We start from the raw sequence: 25307 nt of genomic DNA, 5'->3' as shown, positions 1-25307 counted from the left end.
GAACCTATATTTTATGAATTAAAAATTTGGTTCGTTGTTGAAACCTAAAGAACAATAATATAGAGGCTGTTAATAAACCAATTGTTAAGCCATACCAAATCCCATTAACCCCTAACTCGAGATAAATACCTAGAAAATAGCCCAGAGGAATGCCAACAATCCAATACGAAAGAAAAGTAATATAGGTGGGCACATTTACATCCCCAATACCCCTTAAAACCCCAAGTCCAACTACCTGGGTACCATCAAACAACTGAAAGAAACCTGCAATAATTAATAATTGTGCAGCGATTTGAACAACGTTTATATCTTTTGTATAAAAATAGGGCAATAAACTGCTGGCAAACATAAATAATAGTGCAGTACAGGTCATAAATAAAATAACGACATGGTAACTTGCAATGGCCGATCTACGTAAATCGGTAAAACTCTTTTCTCCTAAATAATTACCTGTTTTTATAGTGGCCGATGAGGCAATTCCGCTAGCTACCATATAGGTTAAAGCCGCTAAGCTAATGGCAATTTGATGTGCGGCTTGTTCTGCTGTGCCAATGGTTCCGATAAGTACTGCAGCACCACTAAATGCACTGATTTCAAAAATATACTGCATCGCTACTGGTGCACCAATTCTAATGATTTGCGTACTTCTAATTTTATCGATGAAGCTAAACTTAAACTGTATTAAATACGTTTTAAAATGAACTGAACGAAGTACATATACTCCCATTACCAAAGCCATTAATACTCGATCTATTAAGGTACTTAAACCTACGCCTTTAACTCCCATGGGCTCGATACCAAACATTCCCTTTACAAAAATAATTCCAAGTAAAATATTGATCACATTGCCAATAATAGAGATTCGCATGGCTTGCATGGTAAAACCTAAACCTTCTGCGAATTGTTTGAAGGTTTGAAAAACCATCAAGGGAACTATAGATAAAGCTAAATAGGCTAGATAAGGTTTTGCATGGGCAACTACTTCGGCCGATTGACCTAAATGGTCAATAACACTTAATGTACCAAAATGAATAAGTGCATAAAGAAAAATTCCTGTTATGAGATTTATGATTAAGCTATTTGAAAGCAATTTTCCGCACTCATCTCTATCTTTTCGTCCACTTGCCTGCGCTATTAATGGGGTTAAGCCATAGGATATACCCAAACCGATCACCAAAACCAACATGAATAAACTATTTACCAACGATACCGCAGCAAGTTGGGTTGTGCCAGCAAATTGCCCGACAATTACACTATCAGCTATATGTGTTGCCATGTGCCCAATTTGAGAAACTACAATTGGTGCGGCAAGAATTAGATTTTCCTTGTAATAGGTTTTATACTTGGTTAAGAGTGATGGTAACATACGCTTGCAAAAATGCGTTTTTTTTTTACAGGACTTACTAAGTTTTATCGGCATTGTGCATAGAAACTTCGTAAGTCATCAGCTTGCTGCGGTAAAATATTCTTCTTTTTCTGAGAGATGGGGAATAAGCACGCCCGCTAATATTAGACTCACAATTACTTTTTGCGCTTTTTTATGAGCACTTTTTGTAAGTTTAGTATATTCTTTAAGTGTGATTCGCCCATGCTCTTCTAAATAGACGAGTAGTTTTTTTTCGTAATCTGAATAGGTGATAAGCTGGCCCGTTTCTTTTGTCCCTTCCTTTAAAACGTCGACAATAATTTTGCTGGCTAAAACACTTTTATCTTTTACACGAAAATACACCCACCATTTTTTATCCTCTGTTAGTGCATAATGTGGTTTTACGTCACTTTTTGGAATATCGACCACTAATACCACTTTATCATCAATGTAAATTTCTTCAAATTTGGGTTCGATTGCTGGTTTACAAAATTGATAGGCAGATTTGGTAATCATGTATTTTTCTTCATCTTCAGATTTTACACCTTTTATAGTTCCATCATCGGCCACGCCAATTAGAAGTTTACCGCCACGATTATTGGCGAAAGCAACTAAGGTTTTTGCAATTTTTTCAGCACTACTAATGGTTTTTTTAAAGTCTAGGCTTACATTTTCACCTTCTAGTATTAATCTTTTAATGTTCATATGTAGATGCTAAAGGTTGGTTAATAAGCTTAATTAAATGGCAACTCGCTGTTTTTCGTCAGGAAATTTATAACGTAAATAAATCTCGTTCATTACTGTTGCACACAATTCGCCTTTCAAATTATAAAGTTCCATGGGGTACGACTTCACAAATTTTCCGGTTTCATTTAATGCATTTTCGGCTTCGGTAATCATCTCTTCAGTAATTTTTAGGGTAAAATGTAGACTTGTTAAACCAGGTTTTAGGTATTGGATGGATGCGCTTTTAAGCCATACTCTAACTTTAAATCCTCTACGTTGCATTAACTGATCGAACAAAAGGGCATAGAATGGGTCTGTAGCGGCGTAAATAGAGCCCCCAAAAATAGAACCGTTATAATTACGGTTTAAAAAGCTATTGGTAATTTTTACATCTACACCTAAAAAATTATCATGAAATTTTTTAACCCAAATGCGCTGAAATAAGAATGGCGGGTACAAACATAAGGCCCATTTAAGGGTTTTCTCCGAAACGATCATGATGCTTAAACTTAGATAAATTTATCGATCTCTTCTCTATCTTTGAAATCATATTTTTACAGGGGAAATATCAGAAATAGAATTGAAGTTTTAAAATATTTACCCGCATTAAATATACTTAGCTTACTTTTGTCGTTAATAGATTTAAAATTACCATCATCTTGACAAAATTTTCCTCAATTACAAAAGTACTTTTCCTACTAATTATTTCATTTTTCGTTAATAAAATGCTTTATGCTCAAAAAAATTATAGCGTAAGTGGGATAGTCAAAAATGCATCAACAGGTGAGACCTTGATTGGCGCAAGTGTTAAAATAGTGGGTGTTTCGCCACAAGGCACGTCTACCAATTCATATGGATTTTATTCGCTTAGTTTGCCAGAAGGCAACTATAAATTAGAAGTTTCTTACGTGGGTTATAGTCCTATAGCAAAAGAAATTATAGTGAAATCGAATATAAAAGAAGATTTCAATCTAGAAGAATCAAATAGGCTTAATGAAGTGGTGATTAGTAGTGTTAGAAGGAATGACAACCTCATTAAGGCACAAATGGGAGTCGAAAAATTGAATGTAAAAGACATACAAAATGTACCTGTTTTATTCGGCGAGAAAGATATTTTAAAGACTTTACAACTATTACCTGGAATTAAGTCGGCAGGTGAAGGAAATAGTGGTTTTTACGTACGAGGAGGAGCAACCGATCAGAATTTAATCTTGCTTGATGAAGCACCTGTTTACAATGCATCTCATTTACTGGGTTTTTTCTCAACGTTTAATTCTGACGCCATAAAAGACGCTACTGTGTATAAAGGAGGAATGCCAGCCCAATATGGCGGAAGATTATCTTCGGTACTGGATATTAGAATGAACGATGGAAATAAGAAAGAAATGACCTATGAGGGCGGCATTGGATTAATTTCGTCAAGGTTAAAAATCGAGGGTCCATTTAAAAAAGACAAAAGTTCCTTTATGATTAGTGGTAGGCGAACGTATGCCGATTCGTTTTTGGCATTTGCTCCTGATACTTCCATTCGTGGCAGCGTTTTATATTTTTACGATTTAAATGCAAAGGCCAATTATCAGATTAATGATAAAAACACACTGTATTTATCGGGTTATTTTGGTAGAGATAAATTGGGCTTAAACAACACTTTTGGCTTTAATTGGGGCAATGCTACCGGAACACTTAGGTGGAATCACCTCTTTAGCAATCGTTTATTCTCTAACACCTCATTAATTATGAGTAAATATGATTATACGATTGAGAATTTATTAAGTGGAAGTGAATTTTCAGTAAACTCGAGCATAAAAGATTTGAACCTAAAACAAGATTTCTCATTTGCTTTAAACAATAAGCATGAGCTTAAATTTGGTTTCGATGTTATTCATCATACGATCGCACCTGGTCAAATTACTTCGCCAAGTACATCCAGTGTTAATCCGATAAAAATAGAAACCAGAAAGGGGATAGAATTGGCAGCGTATGTTTCAGACCAATATAATGTAAGCGATAATTTTAAACTGGTATATGGTTTAAGGTTATCGTCTTTTTCTGTATTGGGGGGAGGGGAATTCAAAATTTACAACACGGATGGGATTGCAACGAGTTCTATCTTTTATAAGGCGGGAGCATTTGTTAAGACCTTTGTTAATTTAGAACCACGTATTTCTGCAAGTTTTCAGCTTAGTGCTTCGAAGGCAATTAAAGCAGCATATGCCAGAAATGTTCAAAACCTGCATCTAATGTCTAATTCTACCGCTACATCGCCAACCGATTTGTATATTATGAACAGTTTAAATACGAAACCTGAATTATCAGATCAATATTCTTTAGGATACTTTAATAACTTCAGAAACAATAGTTACGAGTTTTCGGCCGAAGCTTATTATAAGCCCATGCAAAATCAGATCGAGTACAGGAATGGTACAGATTTACGAGGAAATCAGAATGTAGAAGCTGATTTAATTTATGGTAAAGGCCGAGCGTATGGTTTAGAATTGTTCTTTAAAAAGAAATATGGCAAATTTAATGGGTGGATTGGGTATACACTTTCTAAAACCGAAAGGCAATTTGCATTAATCAATAATGGAAGTTGGTTTACGGCTAGACAAGACCGCCCTCATGATGTCTCGGTGGTTGGTATTTATAAGGCTTCAAAAAGGTGGACATTTGCATCTACTTTTGTTTACAGTACGGGTAATGCGGTAACTTTTCCTCTTGCTAAATATACTTTAGATGGTAGAACAATATTTTACTATGGCGAAAGAAATGCAAATAGAACTCCCGATTTTCATCGTTTAGATTTATCAGCAACCCTAGAAGCGAAACCAAATAAAAAATTTAAATCGAGCTGGAATTTTGGGATTTATAATGTTTATAACCGTATGAATCCATTTTCAATCGAATTTAAGAATAACCCAGATAATAGCTCACAAACTCAGGCTGTACAAACTTCATTGTTTGGCATTATACCTTCAGCCACATGGAATTTCAAATTTTAACTATGCGTAAACTCATTATTATTCTCATTGCCGTACTTTGTTCATCTTGTGAAAAGGTAATTGATTTGAAGTTAAATACTACCGAACCTAAAATAGTTATTGAAGCTATTTTTACGGATTTAAATGTTAGACATTCTTTTACGATATCTAGCACTTCAAATTTCGACCAAAGCAACACTAAGATACCTGTTACGGGTGCGAAACTTACATTAACTGAAGAGAATGGACCAACGCTTAGCTTTATCGAACTAACTCCGGGAACTTACACAACAGCTGTACGCTATAAGGGGATTCCAGGTAAAAAATATACACTCAGTGTTATCGCAGATGGAAAAACATACACAGCTACTTCCATAATGCCTGTAGCTGTACCAATTAAAACATTAAACCAAGCTGAGCTAACCTTCTTTAAAAACACCAGAAAAATTGTGCAGATAAACTATACAGATCCTTTAGGTATACCTAATTATTATTACAACCGTGTGTTTGTAAATGGGGTAAAGCGTGAAGATTTTTCTGTAGACTCTGATCGTTTTAACGACGGAAAGGAGGTTAAGAATACCATTTTTATCGGTGAACCTGATTTAGTTAAAGGTGATGTGGTACGGGTTCAATTCCTTACCATTGATGTAAATGTATATCGGTATCTATTTTCCATAACACAAATCACAGGCAATGGTGGTCCACCAACAACTCCTGCAAATCCAAATTCTAACTTTAACAATGGTGCATTAGGTTTTTTTAGTGCATCTTCCTCTACCGAACAAACGATAGTAATCGAATGATTAACCTGCCCATTAGTAGTGGGGTTCAAGTAATTTGTATTCGGGTAAAACCATAAGTTCATTTTAATCGTATATACCAAAAAATTAAAACGACTTAACTTAAATTATGAAAAAGCAATTTTTAAGCCTAGCAATGGGTGTAGCTTTTATGGCTACAATTACCGCATGTGGTTCATCTAAAACAGAATCGACAGATGCCGATACTTCGATGACCGATAGTCCGATGGTAGATACTTCCATGACCACAGAAGCAGGAGTAGAAGTAGGTGGGGCAATGATGGTTCCATCAAAAAATATTGTGGAAAATGCAATAGGCTCTGCTGATCACACTACCCTAGTGGCTGCGGTAAAACAAGCAGGATTAGTAGAAACATTAAGTGGAGCAGGTCCATTTACCGTATTTGCGCCAACTAACGAAGCATTTGCAAAAATTCCTGCAGCAACATTAGATGGTTTGATGAAACCAGAAATGAAGGCAGATTTAACTAAAATTTTAACTTATCATGTAGTTCCAGGAGCATTAAAGGCTGCTGATTTAACTGATGGTCAAGAATTAACTACCGTTCAAGGTCAGAAATTAAAAGTTTCGGTTAAAGACGGTAAAGTGATGATTAATGGTGCAAATGTAACCATTGCTGATGTGATTTCGAGCAATGGCGTTACCCATGTAATCGATGGAGTATTGATGCCAAAATAACTTTCTGTATATAATTAATTAATTTTTAAACCATCATATTCGCTAATTTTAACGGTTAGCAGATGTGATGGTTTTTTTGTAGATTTCTAGCTATAATTGCCAGGAGTATTATTTAAAATTCTCAATATTTTTTGTAGTTTACAGGCTTCAAATTGATGATATGAACGCCTCGACCAAAAAGAATGTTACCCTTATTATTATTGTAGCCGCCTTAGGTTATTTTGTAGATATTTACGATTTAATCTTATTCTCAGTAGTTAGAGTTAAAAGCCTGAGAGATTTGGGTGTTGCAGACGACGACATGTTAAGTGTAGGTGCAAATATCATCAATAGCCAAATGTTTGGAATGTTAGTGGGTGGCATACTATGGGGCATGTTGGGCGATAAAAAAGGGCGATTGAGCGTATTATTTGGCTCGATCATCGTGTATTCATTAGCCAATATTGCCAATGGTTTTGTAAGTTCTGTTGGGGCGTATACCTTAATTCGCTTTATTGCAGGCATAGGTTTAGCAGGAGAATTAGGTGCGGGAATTACCCTTGTAACCGAAACCATGAGTAAAGAAAATAGGGGCTATGGTACGATGATTGTTGCAGGTGTTGGTTTATTTGGTGCGGTAGCAGCGGCGTTGATTAGTGATCATTACACTTGGCAAACCAGCTATTTTATTGGAGGTGGAATGGGTTTATTACTGCTGTTCTTACGTGTTGGGTTGGCCGAGTCGGGTTTGTTTAACGATGTAAAAGAAAGTACAGTTAAGCGAGGTAATATATTAATGTTATTCACTAACGCTAGTCGTTTTAAAAAATATTTATGTTGCATTTTAATTGGCCTACCCCTGTGGTTTGTAGTGGGTGTACTCATTACCTTTTCACCAGAATTTGGTAAGGCATTACATGCAACTGGTATCATTAATGCTGGAAAAGGGGTAATGTACTGCTACATTGGAATTGCAGTGGGCGACGTTGTAGCAGGTTTCTTGTGCCAGCTCCTAAAATCGCGCAAAAAAGTGATGCTTATGTTTTTGATATTAACAGCAATCGCAATTGCGGTTTATCTATCAGCAGAAGGCCTAAGTCCAGAAACCTTTATTTGGTTAAGTTTATTCCTAGGTTTTGCATCGGGATACTGGGCAACCTTCGTAACGATTGCTTCTGAGCAATTTGGGACCAATTTAAGGGCTACTGTAACCACTACCGTACCAAATTTTGTACGGGGTTCGGTGGTTGCGGTTACGATTTCTTTCCAATTTTTGAAAGGTGAAGTGGGTATTTTGCAAAGTGCGATGATAGTGGGTTCCGTGTGTTTAATAATTGCTTTGGTGGCTTTAAGTCAACTGAAAGAAACATTTAGTAAGGATTTAGATTACGTTGAGGTGTAATCGATTTACACATTAGCGAAATGCTAGTTAACGAATTGCAATCTATGTCAAAAAAATGTACTTTCTGTTTATTTTTAAGAATAAGCCTTCTATTACCTTTACCTTTAACCTTTCAAACTACAAAAAAATGTTTAGAGACGAGGTAGCGGCAGCATATCAGCATATTCAAGATCAAATTTGTGAAGGTTTAGCGCAGGCTGATGGGAAATCAAAGTTTGAAGAAGAACTTTGGCAACGGGATGGAGGAGGTGGTGGCCGAACTCGAGTTATCCAGCATGGCCATGTAATTGAAAAGGGTGGAGTTAATTTTTCTGCTGTTCATGGGAAGCTCCCTGAAGCGGTTAAAAAAGCATTTAAAGTAGAAAGCGATAAATTTTTTGCTACCGGTGTTTCTATTGTAATGCATCCAGAGAATCCATTTGTGCCGATTATACACATGAACATTCGGTATTTTGAAATGGATGAACAAACAAGGTGGTTCGGAGGTGGGATAGATCTAACTCCACATTATGTTATTCCAACAGATGCTCGATTTTTTCACTATCGTTTAAAGCAAACGTGTGATGAATTCGATCCTTCTTTTTATCCTAAATTTAAGGCAACAGCCGATGATTATTTTTTTATTAAACACCGAGAAGAAACTCGGGGGGTTGGTGGAATATTTTATGACCGTTTAAAACCTGAAAATACATCGCTCGATTTTAACCAAATCTTAAATTTTTCTTTAGCCGTTGGAAATACGTTTCTTCCTGTTTATACAGAATTAATTGATAGAAATCGTGATCAATCCTTTACAGAACAACAAAAAGAATGGCAATATTTGCGAAGAAGCCGTTATGCAGAGTTCAATTTAGTGTACGATGCCGGAACTAAATTTGGTTTAGAAACCAATGGCAGGATCGAGAGTATTTTAATGAGTTTACCGCCTACTGCGAAATGGAATTATAATCCTCAAATTTTAGTCGATAGCGAAGAAGAACAAACGCAAAACTTCCTAAAAAAAGGGATAGATTGGGTATAATTTATTTATATTCGTGCTAACACAAAACTTTATCCTAATGAAGTATACGCTGTATTCATTCCTCATTGCGGTTACTCTTTTTAGTTCATGTAGCACTACCTATGTGCTTACCAAATCCAATCGTGATGAATATTCGATTAATGATAAGGTTGGAGTTGATAGTAGTATTATTAAAACGTATTTGCCTTATAAAACGGCCCTCGATAGCGAAATGAATCAAGTTATTGGCTATACAGATGTGGCTTTAGTAAAGAGATCAAGCCTCCCAGAGTCGATACTTGGTAATTTTTTTTCAGATGCCGTATTTAATCAGGCAAAAAAGCTTCAACAAAATATTGATTTTGCTTTTCCCTCTACAAATGGTGGATTAAGAAATGATGTGGCAAAAGGACCGATAACTGTTTCTAATATCTTTGAGTTAATGCCTTTCGAAAATGAAACGGTTTTATTTAACTTAAAAGGAAAGGACGTTTTAGAAATTTTAAAATTTATTGCGGCTTCTGGTGGGCAACCTGTTTCGGGCTTAAAAATGAATATCAAGAATAGTTTACCGGAAAATATTTTCATTAACGGCAAAGAATTTAATGAAAATAAGGACTATATGGTGCTCACTTCAGATTATATAGCGAGTGGAGGCGACGATTCAAAAGGTTTTGCTAATCCAATTTCTAAAAAGGTTTTAGGTTTAAAAATTAGGGATGCGCTGTTGAATGAAGTAAAGGATATACAATCTGCCGGAAAAAAAATTAATGTAAAATTGGATGGAAGAATTACAAAAAATTAATCGCCGCAATTTTATTAAGGCGGGTGGGATCGTAAGTGCTGCATTTGCCCTTAACCTTAATTCGTTAGATGCTTTTGCAAGTGGAAGACTACATAAGCTGACTATTTTACATACCAACGACGTACACAGTAGGATAGAGCCATTTCCGATGGATGGGTCAAGAAATCAAGGTTTAGGGGGAACAGCTCGCAGGTCGGCGTTAATTAAAAAAATAAGGGCTGAACAGGAAAATGTATTATTGCTAGATGCAGGTGATATATTTCAAGGCACTCCATATTTTAATAAATATGGGGGTGAACTCGAGATGAAGTTAATGACAGCTATGGGCTATGACGGAACTACCTTAGGAAATCATGATTTCGACAACGGAGTAGAAGGATTTTATAAACAATTGCCTCATGCAAATTTCGATGTGTTAATTGCCAATTACGATCTTAAAAATACGGCGCTGCAAAATGCAACTAAGCCTTTCAATGTCTTCAAGAAAGCTGGGTTAAAAATAGGAGTTTTTGGTCTGGGTATTCAACTTAAAGGCTTAGTAGATCCTAAGAATTATGGAGAAACCCAATATCTCGACCCAATTGTAAAAGCGAATGAGATGGCATCCCTTCTTAAAAACGATTACCATTGTGATTTAGTAATCTGCTTATCGCATTTGGGATATAAGTATAAAGATGCTACCGTTTCTGATCAAGTTTTAGCGGCAAATACCAAAAATATCGATTTAATTATTGGCGGACATACCCATTCGTTTATGGCTGTTCCAGAAGATGTGAAAAATTTAGCCGGGAAAATTACTACGATTAATCAAGTAGGCTTTGCTGGAATTAACCTCGGAAGGATTGATTACTATTTTGAACCGTACAAGGACAAGAAAATTAAAATCGGAACGCCATATCAGATTAATAATAAGTTGGACGCTTAGTTATCTTAAACCAAAAATCCACCCCCTAATAAATCATTCCCCTCATAAAACACAGCCGACTGCCCTGGTGCAATTGCCGAAACATTGTGGTCGAAAACCACACGCATTTTATCCTTTTCTTGAACAATGGTGCTTAACATACCTGCATCTTTGTAGCGGATTTTGGTAATTACATTGTCTAAAGGTTCGTTAATGTTTTCGTATTTAATAAGATTGATGTTTCTTACCATCGCTTCTTTACGCTCCAATTCATCAGCTTTGCCCAAAACAACGGTATTGCTTTCGGGTAAGATTTGCGTAACGAACATGGGTTCGCCAAAGGCAACACCTAAGCCTTTACGCTGACCAATGGTGTAGAAGGGATATCCTTTATGTTGGCCAATTACCATTCCATTGCTATTCACAAAGTTCCCACCGGCTACGCGATCTTCTAAATCTTCAACTTTGTGTTTTAAAAAGGCTCGATAGTCGTTATCAGGTACAAAACAAATCTCGTAGCTCTCACTTTTTTTGGCTAATTCTTCTTGCCCCATATCCATTGCCATTTGGCGGATCTCAGCTTTTGCAAAGCTGCCTAACGGAAACTTGGTTCGTGATAGATTTTCTTGCGAAACCCCCCACAGTACGTAAGATTGATCTTTGTTTTCATCTAAGCCCTTAGAAATTACATGTCGGCCAGAATCGAGTTTACGTATATTGGCGTAGTGTCCGGTGGCGATAAATTCGCAGTCTAACTTATTGGCGCGTTTTAATAAAGCTTCCCATTTGATATGGGTATTGCATAAAACACATGGGTTTGGCGTGCGACCAGCGAGGTATTCATCCACAAAATTGTCGATTACAAAATCGCCAAATTCATCTCTGATATCTAAAATATAATGAGGAAAACCGTAATTTACGGCTAAGGTACGGGCGTCGTTTATGCTATCTAAGCTACAACAGCCTGTTTCTTTACTACTTCCACCCGAGGTGGCGTAATCCCAAGTCTTCATGGTTAGGCCAATTACCTCGTACCCCTGCTCGTGCAACATCACTGCCGCAACCGAACTATCTACCCCGCCACTCATGGCCACCAAAATTCTACCGAGTTTACTCATTATTAAAAATCAGATTGCAAAAATACGGGTTTTTGATTAATTAATTGTAGAGAGTAGTCGGGAGAATGTAAAATATGTTATGGGTTGCGAGTTTCGAGTGGTGAGGTTGGATGTAAAAATGAGTTGCAGGAAGCGGGTTGCGAAGCTAGGTAATGCCCAAGTTTCCAAAGCCACAACTACCCTTTAAACGTAGAATCTCTCTCCTGCAATTCTGTAGCCAACAAAACGGTCTCAAAGGGTTCAGGTTCTTTGCTGTTAATTAAGGATAGCAATTTTTCGGCTGCCAACTTTCCGATTTCAAAAGCAGGTTGGTTTATTGTGCTCATTGGAATATAAAGTGCCTCTGCCAGATCTGTATTGCTAAAGCCTATTAATCCAACATCATTTGGGATGCTGTAATTCAGTTTCTTTAACAGCACCATACATTTGGTGCTAATGGAGTCGGTAGCTGTAAATAGAGCATCTGGTTTTTGGGCCAATGACATTAATTGTTCAATGGCTATTTTTAAATTTTTAGTTAACCCCATCACACTTGTGGTATCGAAAAACTTTATCAACTCGTCGCGAATAGGCAATTGAGCATCGATTAAAGCCTTTTTATAGCCTTCGAACCGCGCAGTTGCCATATTCAATTGCGTATCACTATTTATGTGTGCAATAGATTTGAAACCTCGTTTAATTAGATGTGTTGTAGCCTGATAGGCGCCCATGAAATGATCTGCAGCAACTTTGTGCGTTTCTATTCCATCACTTAAGCGATCGAATAATACAATGGGTAATCCTGCACGTTGTAGCTCATTTAAATGTCCAAAATCTGTGGTTTGATACGATGGTGAGATTAATAAACCATCGATTCCTCCAGCATACAGTAAATCGATACAGGCAAGTTCTTGCTCGTACGATTCCTTACTTTGCATGATGATAATCTGATACCCTTGTGCGGTATAAAAATCGTCAATACCATTTAACATTTGTGCCACAAAACTATTATCAATAGCACAAACCACTACACCAATAGAGCGACTTTTACCCTCTTTAAGTCCACGTGCCATTCGGTTCGGTACATAATGATGCTGTTTGGCATAGTCCAGCACCCTTTTCTTTGTGGCTGCTCCAATTTGATAACTATCTGTTAGTGCCCTCGATACTGTTGAAGCAGAAATGTTAAGTGCTTTTGCAATATCACGAAGAGTAACACTATTATTCATTTGTTGTTGTTGATTGAGGGAATGTAAATATAAGAATATGTAAACAAATTTCGTTTTCAATAATTTAATAAATCGTTTTAGTAAGAGATTTCGACTAAAATTAATACCTTCGATTTTGAAAATACCAATCCTTATTACGATGAAGCAATTACTTTTTTATAGTTTAGTTTTTCTTTCCCTTGTGGCCAATGCCCAGCAAAATCTGGTTAACTATGTAAAACCGCTAATCGGTACCGAAAAGATGGGGCACACATACCCTGGTGCAACTGTTCCTTTTGGAGCTGTACAGTTAAGCCCTGAAACGGATACGATTCCTTATGCAGTAAATGGTAGATATAATGGGGAGGTATATAAATATTGTGCAGGGTATAAATATGAAGATCAAACGATAGTAGGTTTTAGTCACACTCACTTTAGCGGTACAGGGCATTCAGATTTAGGCGATTTTTTGATTATGCCTACACAAGGTAAATTACAATTAAATCCAGGTACAGCTAGTGATCCAAAAAGTGGTTTTAGATCGTCATTTTCTCATGCTAATGAAACTGCTGAAGCTGGTTATTATAAAGTAAAACTAGATGACGACAATATCACGGCAGAGATGACGGCAACTACAAGAGTGGGGATGCACCAATATACATTTCCAAAATCAGATCAAAGCCATATTATCTTAGACTTAATGGCTGGCATTTATAATTACGACGAAAAAACGGTGTGGACGTATGTGCGAGTGGTGAACGATACCTTAATTACGGGTTACCGTCAGACTTACGGTTGGGCAAGAACTCGAACAGTTTACTTTGCTATGAGTTTTTCTAAGAAATTTAAAAGCTATGGCCAGAAAAATTTCGACGCACGACAGGCTTATAGAGGTTTTTGGGGTAAATTCGATCAGTCTAAGAACTTCCCAGAAATTGCCGGTAGAAAAGTTAGAATGTACTTCGATTTCGATACAGAAGAGGGGGAGAAAGTAAAGATTAAATTTGCTTTATCGCCCGTAAGTCAAGAAAATGCTCTCCAAAATATGCGAGCTGAAATTCAGGGATGGGATTTCGAAAAAGTTAAAAATCAGGCACAAGCCACTTGGAATAAAGAATTAAATAAGGTATCTATCCGTGCTACAGAAGATGATAAAATTAATTTTTACACCGCTATGTACCATGCATTTATCAATCCAACCACCTATACCGATGTAAATGGAGAATACAAAGGACTAGACCAGGGCGTGCATAAGGCAGAAGGATTTAACAATTACACTACATTTTCGTTGTGGGATACGTACAGAGCACTTCATCCATTTTTTAACCTTATACAGCCCACTAGAAATAGCGATATGGTAAAGTCGATGATGGCACATTACGAGCAAAATTCGCTACACATGCTGCCCATTTGGTCGCATTATGCAAACGATAATTGGTGTATGAGCGGGTATCATAGTGTTTCTGTTATCGCCGATGCCATTATCAAAGGAGTTTATACGGGTGATGCGAATACCGCATTGGATGCTTGTATAGCTACGGCGAATAAACGTAATTATGAAGGCATTGGCTATTATGCAGATCTTGGATATATCCCAGCCGAAAGGAGTGGAGTTTCGGTTTCGAATACCTTAGAGTATGCGTACGACGATTGGGCCATAGCTCAAATTGCAAAGAAACTAGGTCGTGAAAATGTGTATCAAGAATTCATTAAGCGTTCTGGCAATTGGAAGAATAATTTTGATCCCGTTTCGGGTTTTATGCGTCCTAAAATGGCCGATGGCAGTTTTAAAAAAGAATTCGATCCGCTAAGTACCAATGGACAAGGTTTTATTGAAGGAAATAGCTGGAATTATAGCTTCTTTGTGCCGCATGACCCTGCTTCTCTAATGGCTAAAATGGGTGGTAAAAAGAAATTTGCTGCGCGATTGGATACGTTATTTACCATGCACTTGCCTGATAAATTTTTTGCTGAAACAGAAGATATTACACGTGATGGGATAATTGGAGGCTATGTACATGGAAATGAACCCGCACATCATGTTGCTTATTTTTATAATTGGACTGATCAAGCGTATAAAACACAAGCACAGGTTCGCCATATTCTAAAAATGCAATACAAACCTACACCAGATGGCTTGGGGGGAAACGACGATTGTGGGCAGATGAGCGCATGGTATATGTTCTCTTCATTAGGCTTTTATCCTGTTTCGCCAGGTGGGGATGAATATGCACTTGGCTCCCCATCAATAATCAATGCGAGCTTGAATTTAGAGAATGGAAAAATATTTACCATCGAAGCAATTAACCAAAGCGATAAAAATGTGTATGTGCAGAAAGTGCTTTTAAATGGAAAACAATTACTTACCCCGTTTATTAAACATGGAGACATTATTAGTGGTGGAAAATTAGTTTTTTACATGGGAGGAAAGCCTAGATAAGTAGCTAATTTTGTATCTTGGCGCAATGAAGATTGTTATTGCAGAAAAACCATCGGTAGGTCGTGAATTAGCAAAAGTGTTTGGTGCAACAACGAAAAAGGATGGGTATATAGAAGGCAAGGGCTATTCTTTTACATGGGCATTTGGTCATCTATTACAATTAGCTCCCCCACAAGATTATGGATTTATAGGCTGGCGGAAACAGCATTTACCCATGTTGCCTTCAAAGTTTAAACTTGCCATCCGAAAAATTAAAACAAAAGATGGTTTTGTAGAAGATCCTGGAGTTAGAAAACAATTAGATATTATTAAAAAATTGTTTGATGAGGCGACTGAGATTATCGTAGCAACAGATGCTGGGCGCGAGGGTGAGCTTATTTTTCGATACATTTATTACTTCTTAAAGTGTAAAAAGCCATTTAGGCGACTTTGGATTTCATCGCAAACGGATGAAGCCATAAAAGATGGTTTCAGAAATCTAAAACCTGGAACAGATTACGATAGCTTATTTAATTCTGCACATTGCCGATCAGAATCAGATTGGTTAGTAGGGATGAATGCTACACAAGCGTTGAGCATCTCTGCGGGTTCCAGAAGCGTTTTGTCATTGGGCAGGGTACAAACGCCAACCTTGGCTATGATTTGCGCAAGGTATATCGAAATCAAGAATTTTGTTCCTCAAATCTATTTTCAGATTGCCATCCAACTTGATAAAGAGGGACAGCAGTTTAAAGCGATATCGATTGCTAATTTTAAAACCAAAGAAGAAGCGCAAGCGGCTTTCGAGAAGATCGAACCACTTGGGAAAATGGTTTCTGTTGAAGTTAAACCTCGCAAAGAACCGCCACCTTTATTGCACGATTTAAGTAGTTTGCAGCAAGAAGCCAATAAACGAAATGGATTTACGGCCGATCAAACCTTAAACCTACTTCAAAATTTATATGAAAGTAAATTGGTTTCGTATCCCAGAACAGGGAGTAGATATATTGGTGATGATGTATTTGCAACTGTCCCTAAGTTAATTTCTACATTTGTTGATCATCCAAATTTTGGAAAGCAAGCCACATTTCTTCAAAGTATAAAGCTTAGCAAGCGAAGTGTAAATGCGAAAAAAGTTACGGATCACCATGCGGTTCTACCAACTGGCGAAAAGCCCTATAACTTGGGCAAAGATCATCAAGCCGTTTACGATATGGTAGCTGGCAGAATGTTAGAAGCTTTCCATCAAGAATGCATCAAGGAAATTACTAAAATTACGGTGCTATCAGGCTCCACCTTTATTGCAAATGGCACGGTAATTCAAGCCGCTGGATGGCGAGCAGTGTTTAACGAAACCGAGGATGAAGAAAATCCAGTTTTACCAAAAGTTAAAGAGGACGAAGAATTGCCAATTATAAACAAGACCTTGCTCGAAAAGCAGACCAAGCCAAAGGCAATGTATAATGAGGCTTCTTTACTGAAAGCACTCGAAACTTCGGGTAAAGAAATTGAAGACGAAGAATTGAGGTATGCCATGAAAGATAGTGGTTTAGGAACTCCCGCAACTCGTGCGGCCATCATCGAGACCCTACTAACTCGGGAATATATTATGCGTGAAAAACGAAATCTGGTCCCTACATTAAAAGGTTTAGCTGTTTATGATGTAGTTAAGGATAAGAAAATTGCACAAGCTGAATTAACCGGACAGTGGGAAAAACGGTTAGAAGAAATCCGCTCCGGAGCATCAATTATCGACTTTAAAACCGAAATAGCAGCATATACTAAAACCATTACCCAAGAACTCTTAGCAGCAGGAGCAGGGCTCTCCGCAAAATTGGCTAATGTTAAAGAAACGGCCTAACTTATTTTTCGGATGGGTTTTTCTTTTTACTTAATAATTTTTCGACCATTTTTTGAATACGATCTGTTCTCGTTTTTTCTTGCTTGGCCGTCAAAATCCACAGCACATATTCTTTGCGGTGTGAATAGGCAAGGCTTTTGTAATAGTTAAACGCAGTTTCATTTAAGGTTAGCGCTGCTTTTAAATCTTCAGGAAGCGTTACTATTTTATTAACTGTATCGATATAACTACCGTATTCATTTTGCTTGATTTCGGTATTGCCAACGCCAGATTTCTTTTGTGCCTCTAAAGGTTTAATTCGGATGGAAGTCCAAATGGTATCTATAGCCGCAGATGCACAAGGCGCTAAGTTAAATTGCTTTAGGTCTTCCCAAGATTGCATCAAGTTTAAGTCACTCGCTAGTTTAGTTTTCGCTTTCGGATAAATAATCCATACGATGGTTTGATTATTTATTTTTTGATATTCTTGCTGGAGTGCATCAACTAAATCGCCTTTGGTGATGGCAAAAAGGAGCAAGGCTTGGTAATTAGCCGATGCATCAAATAAAAAGGTGAGATCACTTGGCAAATCTCCAAGTATTGCATTGAAATTTTCTGGAGCATTAACTACCGCAACCTTAAACCCGGGTTTTATTTGTAGTTTCTTTAAAAGTAAGTTTTCCATTTTTAGCTATTTTTTATGTCAGTGCGTCGTTGCGAGGTACGAAGCAATCTACTCACTAAGCTCTGACAGGAGATTATTCATTTACTTATATTGCTTCATAGGTGATGAACTCACAGCGTTCGGTTACGTTCGGAAAATCTTCTAAAGCCTCATTTTCGCAAAAAAATCCCACAGCACAATACCCGCCGAAATTACAATGTTAAACGAGTGCTTGGTTCCAAATTGAGGAATTTCTATACAATTATCAATATTTACCATCACTTCATCGCTTACGCCATTTACTTCATTTCCAAAAATTAGGGCATATTTTTTAGTTAAATCAGGCTTGAACTTGTGAAGCATGATGCTAGATTCGGCCTGTTCAATTGCAATAATTTCATAACCTTGCTCTCTTAAGGTTGCCAACGCAATTAAGGTGTCTTCAAAATGTACCCAATCTACTGCTAACGTAGCTCCTAAAGCTGTTTTTTCGATTTCTCGATGTGGGGGTTGAGCCGTAATCCCACAAAGCACAACTTTTTCAATAGAAAAACCATCTGCAGTTCGAAAAACAGAACCCACATTATGCATACTCCGTACATTATCTAATACCACTACAACAGGGAGTTTTTCTTGTAGTTTAAATTCTTCTACTGCTACGCGGTTAAGTTCATCTAGTTTAAGTTTCTTCATGCTTATAGCTTGGCTAATTTTAACACATAGTCGGTTTTAACTTAATTTCGTAACCCCATTTCCTATCCCATGTATATAAATAGCTGCCGGATAGCCAATTTTTGCAACATAGTAATCTGTTAGGTGTTTTGCAAAATCCTCTTCGTGTCCCCTTTTCAATAAAGCAATTGCACAGCCACCAAAGCCAGCCCCAGTCATACGGGCCCCGATAACATGCTCGTATGTAGAGCAAAAATCGACTACTGCATCCAATTCTTTACCAGAAACTTCATACAACTCTTTTAAGGATTGATGTGAAGCATACATTAAACGTCCGAACTCGTCTAGTTGCCCAGCATTTAGGGCTTTAGCGGCTAAATGAACACGATCGTTTTCTTTTACTACGTGGCTTGCTCTCTTTAGTACGGTTTCGTCTTGGATGAGGTGACTATGTAATGCAAATTTCTCTGCTGTTAGATCACATAAGTTACTAATATTAATTTCTTGCTTTAGGGCGGTTAAGGCGGTTTTACATTCGCCTACGCGCTCGTTGTATTTAGAATCTTCGAGCTTACGCGCCTTATTGGTATTAATGATTGCTAAAACGTAATCTCCCAAATTGCAATCCACAATTTTATATTTAAGACTATCACAATTTAATACAATAGCTTTATCTTTTTCGCCAAAAGCGACAGAAAACTGATCCATAATACCAGAACTCAAGCCAATGAAATCATTTTCAACTCGCTTTGTAAGTTTAACTAGCGCTAATTTATCGTGACCTAAATTAAAATAATCATTTAAAGCATAAGCTGTTAAAATCTCGATTGAAGCCGATGAAGACAGACCGGATGCGATTGGAATATTACCAAAATAAAGAAAATCTAACCCACTGCTTAACCAATCAAACTTTTGTAGCTCATGGAAAACACCCAATGGATAATTAAACCATTCGTTACCTGTTTTTTGATACTCTTTTTGAATTTCGAATACTTTATCCCCTTCGAAATTTATACTGCTGAACCGAATAACCCCATCATTATTTGGAGCTAATACTAGCCATGTTCCTGCAGTAATGGCGCAAGGCATCACTAAGCCACCATTATAATCGATGTGTTCTCCTATTAAATTTACTCTTCCCGGTGCAAAATAGCTTGCGGTTGGTTTTTTATTGTACTTCTCTATAAATCGCTCAATCAGTTGTTGCTCCATAAATCATATTAATTGCCAAAAGATAACGTTTATTCGTAATTTAGCAAACGGACTAAGATACAATTTTATGGAAGTAAAGCAGATACCAACAGGCATTTTTATAGATAAAAAAGAAGTAATTGCAGTAGAGTTACGTAACGATAGAGGCAGCTATGTTAAAATATTTAATTATGGAACAATAATTAATCAGTTTGTAGTTAAAAACGCTAAGGGAGAATCACAGGATATTGTTTTAGGTTTCGATCAGTTTGAAGATTACATTAGCACATCCTATTTAGAAAACTATCCCTATTTAGGTGCTGTTATAGGTAGATATGCCAATCGCATTAAAAACGGAAAATTTAATCTCGATGGTGTAGATGTTCAGCTCGCTTTAAATAATACCGATAATTGCTTACATGGAGGCAATAGTGGTTTCGATAGCAAGCTTTGGGATATTATTGAAATTGGAGATAAGGGGCAGGCAAGAGTTACTTTTCACTATTTTAGCCTCGATGGTGAAGAGAATTTTCCGGGCGATTTAGCTATCCAGCTTACGTTCGAACTCACCAATAATGATGAACTTATTTTAACTTATCAAGCCGATACCGACGAAGCAACGCCAATAAATTTAACGCATCATAGTTATTTTAATTTATCAGCCACAGGCGATAAAATAATGAATCATCTTCACCAAATGAATGCAAGTCATTATTTAGAGCAAGGTCTCGATTCGTCGGTAACGGGAAATACCTTGCCAGTAGAGGGAACCATTCACGATTTTAGGACGCCCAGACTTATTGGTAGCCATTGGAACGAAGAGATGGGATATGATCAAACTTATGTATTGGATAAAGAATATGGCTCGTTAACCCTTGCGAGTAAAACGACCGAAACAAAAAGTGGATTATCACTTCTAGTGTACACTACAGAGCCCGTGGCCCATTTTTATACGGCAAAATACCTAAATGTAAAAAATGCGAAAGGAGGAAGAGATTATCAAGAATTTGATGCTTTTTGTGTTGAAACGCAACATCATCCAAATGCGGTGAATATTCCACATTTTCCCAATACGATTTTAAGGCCTGAAGAAATATATACACAAACGACTATATATAAAATCGTGAAAAATTGATTACAGCCGCTCTAATACCATTTTTATTGCTTTTTCTACTATTTTATTGGGTTCGCTACTAAATTCGAACTTCACACGGCTAGCTAATATGGCATTTATTGATAAAGCTTTATGTCCGAGTGTCTTTGCTAAGGCATAAATTCCTGCAGTTTCCATTTCTAAATTGGTAATTCGGTATTTAGCATGGCTAAAGCTACTTAGTTGACTGATAAAATCTGGAATTGCATTTTTTGCTCGCATCTGTCGGCCTTGTGGTGCATAAAAGCCTGGTGCCGTTACTGTAATTCCCTGTGCCATATCTTTTCCAATGGTTTGCAATAAGGTATTATCAGCGGCGGTTACATACGGATGAATACCTTTTATATGTGAGAAATGAGATTTAATTTCATCTAACAAGCTATGTTCATCGCCAGAAACCTGATGAATGTAATAGTGCATTAAGGCGTCGAAACCTAAACCATAGGTAGAGGCTAAAATGGTTCCCATCTCAATATCTTTTTGGATAGCTCCCGAAGTACCAAGTCGAATAATGTTCAGGGATGTAAGGTCCTTTTTAATTTCTCTAGTCTTAAAATCAATGTTAACTAAAGCATCCAACTCGTTAAACACGATATCTATATTATCGGTTCCAATACCGGTAGAGAGTACCGTAATTCTCTTTTTTCCTAAATAGCCAGTATGGGTGATAAACTCGCGTTTGCCCTTTTTCAGCTCAATAGAATCGAAGTGTTTACTGATTTCTCCAACCCGGTCGAGATCGCCAACCGTTATTACCGTTTCTGCAATATCTTCAGGCAATAAATTAAGGTGGTAAATGCTACCATCTGGATTGATAATTAAATCTGCTTCTGATAATTTTTGCATTTTAGCTAACTTGGTTTAAAGCGAAGTTATAAAAAGTATAACGAAATTCGTCATTGCAAGTTACGAAGCAATCTTTTAACGCAATATGGGGATGGGAATTATACGGTAAATAGGTATTTTGCATTTAACCCTTTAATGTTATCAAATTTAACAAGTACAGCGTTAAGTTGTTTTTTTCTAATTTCAATTTCCATTAAACAAATGGTATCAAATTTTTGCTTCAAAAGAGTTAATTGTTCTTCTTTAATTATACGCATTACATCGTTCATCACTAGGTAATCGAATGTAATTTCATAGCTATCATTAACCTTTTTAATGAGTACTTCATTGGCATTAATGGCTGCTATACTTGCGTTTTTATAGGCATTGATTAAGCCTGGAACGCCTAATAATGTACCTCCAAAGTAACGCACAACAACCATTAAAACGTTAGTAATATCGGCAGATAATAAGGTGTTTAGAATAGGGCGGCCCGCAGTTCCAGAAGGCTCGCCATCATCATTTACTCGAAAAACAGCTCGATCAGGAGTTAAGCGTAATGCCCAACAAAAATGACGGGCTTTAGCGTGTTCACTTCTTAAATGTGCTAAAATAGATTTAACATCTGTTTCATTTTTTATCGGATACGCATAGGCAATAAACTTACTTCCTTTATCACGAAATATGCCCTCAGATATTGTTTTTAAGGTTTTATAGGTATCATCAAACAACATCTAATTGGGATAAGGTGATTAATATAATGGCCAATAACGCAAGTATTAGACCTGCGTAATTAAGTTTGGTTAATTTTTCTTTAAATATCAAAATACCAATCAGACTGCCACAAATAATTACTCCCATGTTCATCGCTGCAAACACAGTTGATGGATTATTTGCAAGCGCACGATGTGCTTTCATATAAAAAAGGATATTTCCGAAATTAAAGAGCCCTAACACACAACCACATATAAAATTAATAAGTTGGAGTTTGGTTCTTTTAATTGCAACTAAATAAAGGATATAACCCAGCGATAGTATAAAAGAAATGCAAAAGATAAGAAATAATGAGGTGGTATAAGGCAAAGCAGTAAATTGGCTAATTAACTTAAAACATACATCAATTACTCCAAAGCCAATACATACCAACAAGGGATAAAACCAATTTTGATAACGTAGTTCGATGGTAGGCTTACGATATAAGGTGAAAATAATCGCCAAAAATCCTACTGCAATACCATAATATTTAAGTGTGGAGTAGTTATCTCTAAATAGAAAATAGGAAGCAATTAGTGATATAAATAGTGATAAACGTTGGGCAATATCAGTTCTAGCTAAACCAGTTTTTTGAACAGATAAGGCTAAGAAAATAAAAATGCTAGGCAATAATATACCTAAAATGAGATGAAGAAGTTTAATGGACTTGAAACTTAGCGTGCCAATACCCGGTCGAAAGATGAAAGCACTTAACCCGATTGCAAATAGATAATTCCAAGTAATCGCTTGCGAAATGCTGATATGATACCGTTTAGCTAGCTTTAAAAGTACGCCAACAGTTACACTACAAATAATACTTAAGACCAGATAAATCATATTTTTGGATTAAATGAAATTGTTAATTGATCTTCACCAACTTTAATTGATTTTTGTATATATCCTTTAATAATAGGCGATAATATACCTTCAGTCCAAGTAATACTTGAGGTAAAAATTCTAGCCTCATCCCACAAGTTAGCCACAATAAATTGACTTAAAATTTGCACACCACCTTCAATTATTACCGATTGAATATCCATTAAATACAATTGAAAAGCTATTTTCTGCGCCAAATAGTATTGCATATCTTCCATTTGCACAAAATGGATATTGCCTTTTACTTCTGTCTTTATTTCATTAAATATAATGGTTTTCGCTTCTTGATCATAAATATGATAGTGTAAAGGAACTTCCAAATTTTTATCGATTACTATTCTGATGGGGTTGTTTCCAATCGTTAAGCGTGTAGTAAGGCTGGGATTATCAATTAGCGCAGTATTTTTTCCAATTAAGATAGCATCTTCCTCGCTACGCCAAGTATGACTGAGTTGTTGAGCTGCAGGTCCACTGATCCACTTTTGGGAAGGGTTTGCTGGTGCAAAAAATCCATTAGCCGTTTGGGCCCATTTTAAAATAATAAATGGCCGTTGTTGCTGAATTCTGGTAAAAAACCGTCGATTGAGATGAGAACATTCTGCTGCTAAAATGCCAACATGTGTGGGTATCCCAGCATCTTTCAGTTTTATAATTCCTTTTCCGCCTACCGCTTCAAAAGGGTCGGTATTGCCTATAACCACTCTCTTTAACTGATGCTTAATGAGTAAATCGGCGCAAGGAGGTGTTTTGCCAAAATGTGCACAAGGTTCTAAGTTAACATATGCAGTTGATTCCTTTAAAAAACCTGGTGCCTTATCGCCAAATTTATGGAACACATTATGAATGGCATTAACTTCGGCATGTGCCTCGCCGTATTTCTGATGATAGCCTTCTCCAATAATTTCATTGTTGTGAACAATTACACAACCAACCATAGGGTTTGGACTAACTTTCCCCATTCCTAAATAGGCGAGGTCGATACATTTTTGCATGTAAAATTCATCGTTCATTGTTACAAAAGTACAAAACCTAAGAGTTTTATAAGTATTTGTTTAGTTTTGCTTCGATGAAACTTAGCGCTATCGTAGCAAAATTTATTGATGAATTAGCTAGCCATTATGATGTTGATGAGGCTAAAGCTATTTTTCTTTTAGTAATCGAACATTATTTAAAGATTGATAAAGCTAACTACATCTTGAAAAAGGAACATGAACTAGCTGATGAGAATGTAAAAATAATCGAATCCATACTTTTTCAACTTAAAGCAGGGAGGCCAATTCAGTATATCTTAGGTGAGACAATGTTCTATGGCTTGCCGTTTAAAGTAAATGAATCTGTACTCATTCCTCGTCCTGAAACGGAAGAATTGGTAGCGTGGGTGATAGAGAAATTAAAAAAAGCTGAACCTGCAACCCTGCTCGACATCGGTACCGGAAGTGGTTGCATCGCCATTTCGCTGAAGAAAAATCTGCCTCAGCTCGCCGTTACTGCCTTAGATATATCAAGTGAAGCTTTAGGTATAGCGAAAGAAAATGCTTTATTAAATGATATAGAGCTATCTTTTGTTGAACACAACATCCTCACCTCTCAAATCTCACAATTCCCAACTACCAACTCCATACTCAATACTGCATTTTCCGTCATCGTTAGCAATCCACCTTATATTACGCAAAACGAAAAGATGGACATGCACGAAAATGTATTGGCTAATGAGCCGCACCTGGCTTTATTTGTAAGCAATGAAAGACCGCTGCTTTTTTATGAGGTAATTGCCGACTTTGCATTGAAAAATTTAACAGAAAACGGCTTACTTTTCTTCGAAATTAACGAATACCTAGGAAAAGAAACAGTTGAAATGCTAGCTAAAAAAGGATTTAACACCATTGAATTAAGGAAGGATATGCAAAGCAAGGATAGGATGATTTGTTGTAAAAAACCCTAAAAAA

General features: G+C 36.8%; 23 protein-coding genes. 11 read left to right on the top strand and 12 right to left on the bottom strand.

Features of this window, described 5'->3' with window-relative positions; genetic code table 11:
• Positions 1 to 4: 4 nt before the first annotated feature.
• The 3 genes from WG904_RS16760 to WG904_RS16750 form a co-directional block, all read right to left on the bottom strand.
• Positions 5 to 1366 carry an MATE family efflux transporter gene (locus tag WG904_RS16760; RefSeq protein ID WP_339580490.1) on the bottom strand — a complete coding sequence of 454 codons (1362 nt, stop codon included), beginning with the start codon at positions 1364 to 1366 and terminating at the stop codon, positions 5 to 7.
• Positions 1367 to 1444: 78 nt separating this feature from the next.
• The gene (locus WG904_RS16755) at positions 1445 to 2071 is read right to left on the bottom strand and encodes an AlbA family DNA-binding domain-containing protein (RefSeq protein ID WP_339580489.1); all 627 of its coding nucleotides are present in this window, start codon (positions 2069 to 2071) and stop codon (positions 1445 to 1447) included.
• 33 nt (positions 2072 to 2104) lie between these two features.
• Positions 2105 to 2590: a DUF4442 domain-containing protein gene (locus WG904_RS16750; RefSeq protein ID WP_339580488.1), complete on the bottom strand. Its 486-nt coding sequence runs from the start codon at positions 2588 to 2590 to the stop codon at positions 2105 to 2107.
• Positions 2591 to 2751: 161 nt separating this feature from the next.
• Between WG904_RS16750 and WG904_RS16745 the strand changes: the two genes are divergently transcribed.
• The 7 genes from WG904_RS16745 to WG904_RS16715 all read left to right on the top strand — a co-directional run bounded on the left by WG904_RS16745 (position 2752) and on the right by WG904_RS16715 (position 10684).
• On the top strand, positions 2752 to 5091 hold the full coding sequence (locus tag WG904_RS16745) for a TonB-dependent receptor (RefSeq protein WP_339580487.1): 2340 nt from the start codon (positions 2752 to 2754) through the stop codon (positions 5089 to 5091).
• A gap of 2 nt (positions 5092 to 5093) precedes the next feature.
• A complete protein-coding gene (locus WG904_RS16740) occupies positions 5094 to 5876 on the top strand; it encodes a DUF4249 domain-containing protein (RefSeq protein WP_339580486.1) in 783 nt (260 codons plus the stop codon).
• Between the two features lie 106 nt (positions 5877 to 5982).
• A complete protein-coding gene (locus WG904_RS16735; protein WP_339580485.1) occupies positions 5983 to 6573 on the top strand; it encodes a fasciclin domain-containing protein in 591 nt (196 codons plus the stop codon).
• Between the two features lie 160 nt (positions 6574 to 6733).
• Positions 6734 to 7954 (top strand): MFS transporter, encoded by a 1221-nt coding sequence (locus WG904_RS16730; RefSeq protein ID WP_339580484.1) that lies wholly within the window; start codon positions 6734 to 6736, stop codon positions 7952 to 7954.
• A 127-nt stretch (positions 7955 to 8081) separates the two neighbouring features.
• Positions 8082 to 8975, top strand: a complete 894-nt coding sequence (gene hemF, locus WG904_RS16725; protein WP_339580483.1) for an oxygen-dependent coproporphyrinogen oxidase — start codon at positions 8082 to 8084, stop codon at positions 8973 to 8975.
• 37 nt (positions 8976 to 9012) lie between these two features.
• Positions 9013 to 9759, top strand: a complete 747-nt coding sequence (locus tag WG904_RS16720; RefSeq protein ID WP_339580482.1) for a 5'-nucleotidase C-terminal domain-containing protein — start codon at positions 9013 to 9015, stop codon at positions 9757 to 9759.
• Positions 9737 to 10684 carry a metallophosphoesterase gene (locus WG904_RS16715; protein ID WP_339580481.1) on the top strand — a complete coding sequence of 316 codons (948 nt, stop codon included), beginning with the start codon at positions 9737 to 9739 and terminating at the stop codon, positions 10682 to 10684. Before WG904_RS16720 ends, WG904_RS16715 begins: the two co-directional genes overlap by 23 nt.
• A gap of 5 nt (positions 10685 to 10689) precedes the next feature.
• On the opposite strand, the gene mnmA is transcribed toward WG904_RS16715, so the two are convergent.
• Together mnmA and WG904_RS16705 are read right to left on the bottom strand one after the other, a co-directional pair.
• Complete coding sequence (mnmA, locus tag WG904_RS16710) at positions 10690 to 11781, bottom strand: tRNA 2-thiouridine(34) synthase MnmA (protein WP_339580480.1); 1092 nt, start codon at positions 11779 to 11781, stop codon at positions 10690 to 10692.
• Positions 11782 to 11957: 176 nt separating this feature from the next.
• Positions 11958 to 12989 carry a LacI family DNA-binding transcriptional regulator gene (locus tag WG904_RS16705; RefSeq protein WP_339580479.1) on the bottom strand — a complete coding sequence of 344 codons (1032 nt, stop codon included), beginning with the start codon at positions 12987 to 12989 and terminating at the stop codon, positions 11958 to 11960.
• 139 nt (positions 12990 to 13128) lie between these two features.
• On the opposite strand from WG904_RS16705, the gene WG904_RS16700 reads away from it, so the two are divergent.
• Together WG904_RS16700 and WG904_RS16695 are read left to right on the top strand one after the other, a co-directional pair.
• Entirely contained in the window at positions 13129 to 15408 is a 2280-nt protein-coding gene (locus tag WG904_RS16700; RefSeq protein WP_339580478.1) for a GH92 family glycosyl hydrolase, read from the top strand.
• A 25-nt stretch (positions 15409 to 15433) separates the two neighbouring features.
• A complete protein-coding gene (locus WG904_RS16695) occupies positions 15434 to 17248 on the top strand; it encodes a DNA topoisomerase (RefSeq protein ID WP_339580477.1) in 1815 nt (604 codons plus the stop codon).
• Position 17249: 1 nt separating this feature from the next.
• Here WG904_RS16695 and WG904_RS16690 read toward each other — a convergent pair whose 3' ends face one another.
• From WG904_RS16690 to WG904_RS16680, 3 genes are all read right to left on the bottom strand, one after another.
• Positions 17250 to 17912, bottom strand: a complete 663-nt coding sequence (locus tag WG904_RS16690) for a YdeI/OmpD-associated family protein (protein WP_339580476.1) — start codon at positions 17910 to 17912, stop codon at positions 17250 to 17252.
• 141 nt (positions 17913 to 18053) lie between these two features.
• Positions 18054 to 18584: an RNA methyltransferase gene (locus WG904_RS16685; protein WP_339580475.1), complete on the bottom strand. Its 531-nt coding sequence runs from the start codon at positions 18582 to 18584 to the stop codon at positions 18054 to 18056.
• A 36-nt stretch (positions 18585 to 18620) separates the two neighbouring features.
• The gene (locus WG904_RS16680) at positions 18621 to 19775 is read right to left on the bottom strand and encodes a galactokinase (protein WP_339580474.1); all 1155 of its coding nucleotides are present in this window, start codon (positions 19773 to 19775) and stop codon (positions 18621 to 18623) included.
• 67 nt (positions 19776 to 19842) lie between these two features.
• Here WG904_RS16680 and WG904_RS16675 point away from each other — a divergent pair, with 67 nt between their 5' ends.
• Entirely contained in the window at positions 19843 to 20889 is a 1047-nt protein-coding gene (locus tag WG904_RS16675) for an aldose epimerase family protein (RefSeq protein ID WP_339580473.1), read from the top strand.
• On the opposite strand, the gene WG904_RS16670 is transcribed toward WG904_RS16675, so the two are convergent.
• From WG904_RS16670 to ribD, 4 genes are all read right to left on the bottom strand, one after another.
• Positions 20890 to 21753: a nucleoside phosphorylase gene (locus WG904_RS16670; protein ID WP_339580472.1), complete on the bottom strand. Its 864-nt coding sequence runs from the start codon at positions 21751 to 21753 to the stop codon at positions 20890 to 20892. It abuts the gene before it with no gap.
• 98 nt (positions 21754 to 21851) lie between these two features.
• On the bottom strand, positions 21852 to 22466 hold the full coding sequence (locus tag WG904_RS16665) for an IMPACT family protein (protein WP_339580471.1): 615 nt from the start codon (positions 22464 to 22466) through the stop codon (positions 21852 to 21854).
• On the bottom strand, positions 22456 to 23322 hold the full coding sequence (locus WG904_RS16660) for an EamA family transporter (RefSeq protein ID WP_339580470.1): 867 nt from the start codon (positions 23320 to 23322) through the stop codon (positions 22456 to 22458). The genes WG904_RS16665 and WG904_RS16660 overlap by 11 nt, the downstream gene beginning before the upstream one ends.
• Positions 23319 to 24371 carry a bifunctional diaminohydroxyphosphoribosylaminopyrimidine deaminase/5-amino-6-(5-phosphoribosylamino)uracil reductase RibD gene (gene ribD, locus WG904_RS16655; RefSeq protein WP_339580469.1) on the bottom strand — a complete coding sequence of 351 codons (1053 nt, stop codon included), beginning with the start codon at positions 24369 to 24371 and terminating at the stop codon, positions 23319 to 23321. Before ribD ends, WG904_RS16660 begins: the two co-directional genes overlap by 4 nt.
• Before the next feature lie 56 nt (positions 24372 to 24427).
• Between ribD and prmC the strand changes: the two genes are divergently transcribed.
• Entirely contained in the window at positions 24428 to 25303 is an 876-nt protein-coding gene (gene prmC / locus WG904_RS16650; protein WP_339580468.1) for a peptide chain release factor N(5)-glutamine methyltransferase, read from the top strand.
• Positions 25304 to 25307: the final 4 nt, after the last annotated feature.

It is taken from the genome of Pedobacter anseongensis, from assembly GCF_037482965.1.
Taxonomy (GTDB): Bacteria; Bacteroidota; Bacteroidia; order Sphingobacteriales; family Sphingobacteriaceae; genus Pedobacter; species Pedobacter anseongensis.
Note: the sequence above shows the minus strand (reverse complement) of the source record. Positions and strands in the feature narration are given on the sequence as shown.

Coding starts and splice junctions, on each gene's coding strand:
- WG904_RS16760 (WP_339580490.1), bottom strand. CDS start 1,366: ATGTTACCATCACTCTTAACCAAGTATAAAACCTATTACAAGGAAAAT.
- WG904_RS16755 (WP_339580489.1), bottom strand. CDS start 2,071: ATGAACATTAAAAGATTAATACTAGAAGGTGAAAATGTAAGCCTAGAC.
- WG904_RS16750 (WP_339580488.1), bottom strand. CDS start 2,590: ATGATCGTTTCGGAGAAAACCCTTAAATGGGCCTTATGTTTGTACCCG.
- WG904_RS16740 (WP_339580486.1), top strand. CDS start 5,094: ATGCGTAAACTCATTATTATTCTCATTGCCGTACTTTGTTCATCTTGT.
- WG904_RS16735 (WP_339580485.1), top strand. CDS start 5,983: ATGAAAAAGCAATTTTTAAGCCTAGCAATGGGTGTAGCTTTTATGGCT.
- WG904_RS16730 (WP_339580484.1), top strand. CDS start 6,734: ATGAACGCCTCGACCAAAAAGAATGTTACCCTTATTATTATTGTAGCC.
- hemF (WP_339580483.1), top strand. CDS start 8,082: ATGTTTAGAGACGAGGTAGCGGCAGCATATCAGCATATTCAAGATCAA.
- WG904_RS16720 (WP_339580482.1), top strand. CDS start 9,013: ATGAAGTATACGCTGTATTCATTCCTCATTGCGGTTACTCTTTTTAGT.
- WG904_RS16715 (WP_339580481.1), top strand. CDS start 9,737: ATGGAAGAATTACAAAAAATTAATCGCCGCAATTTTATTAAGGCGGGT.
- mnmA (WP_339580480.1), bottom strand. CDS start 11,781: ATGAGTAAACTCGGTAGAATTTTGGTGGCCATGAGTGGCGGGGTAGAT.
- WG904_RS16705 (WP_339580479.1), bottom strand. CDS start 12,989: ATGAATAATAGTGTTACTCTTCGTGATATTGCAAAAGCACTTAACATT.
- WG904_RS16700 (WP_339580478.1), top strand. CDS start 13,129: ATGAAGCAATTACTTTTTTATAGTTTAGTTTTTCTTTCCCTTGTGGCC.
- WG904_RS16695 (WP_339580477.1), top strand. CDS start 15,434: ATGAAGATTGTTATTGCAGAAAAACCATCGGTAGGTCGTGAATTAGCA.
- WG904_RS16690 (WP_339580476.1), bottom strand. CDS start 17,912: ATGGAAAACTTACTTTTAAAGAAACTACAAATAAAACCCGGGTTTAAG.
- WG904_RS16685 (WP_339580475.1), bottom strand. CDS start 18,584: ATGAAGAAACTTAAACTAGATGAACTTAACCGCGTAGCAGTAGAAGAA.
- WG904_RS16680 (WP_339580474.1), bottom strand. CDS start 19,775: ATGGAGCAACAACTGATTGAGCGATTTATAGAGAAGTACAATAAAAAA.
- WG904_RS16675 (WP_339580473.1), top strand. CDS start 19,843: ATGGAAGTAAAGCAGATACCAACAGGCATTTTTATAGATAAAAAAGAA.
- WG904_RS16670 (WP_339580472.1), bottom strand. CDS start 21,753: ATGCAAAAATTATCAGAAGCAGATTTAATTATCAATCCAGATGGTAGC.
- WG904_RS16665 (WP_339580471.1), bottom strand. CDS start 22,466: ATGTTGTTTGATGATACCTATAAAACCTTAAAAACAATATCTGAGGGC.
- WG904_RS16660 (WP_339580470.1), bottom strand. CDS start 23,322: ATGATTTATCTGGTCTTAAGTATTATTTGTAGTGTAACTGTTGGCGTA.
- ribD (WP_339580469.1), bottom strand. CDS start 24,371: ATGAACGATGAATTTTACATGCAAAAATGTATCGACCTCGCCTATTTA.
- prmC (WP_339580468.1), top strand. CDS start 24,428: ATGAAACTTAGCGCTATCGTAGCAAAATTTATTGATGAATTAGCTAGC.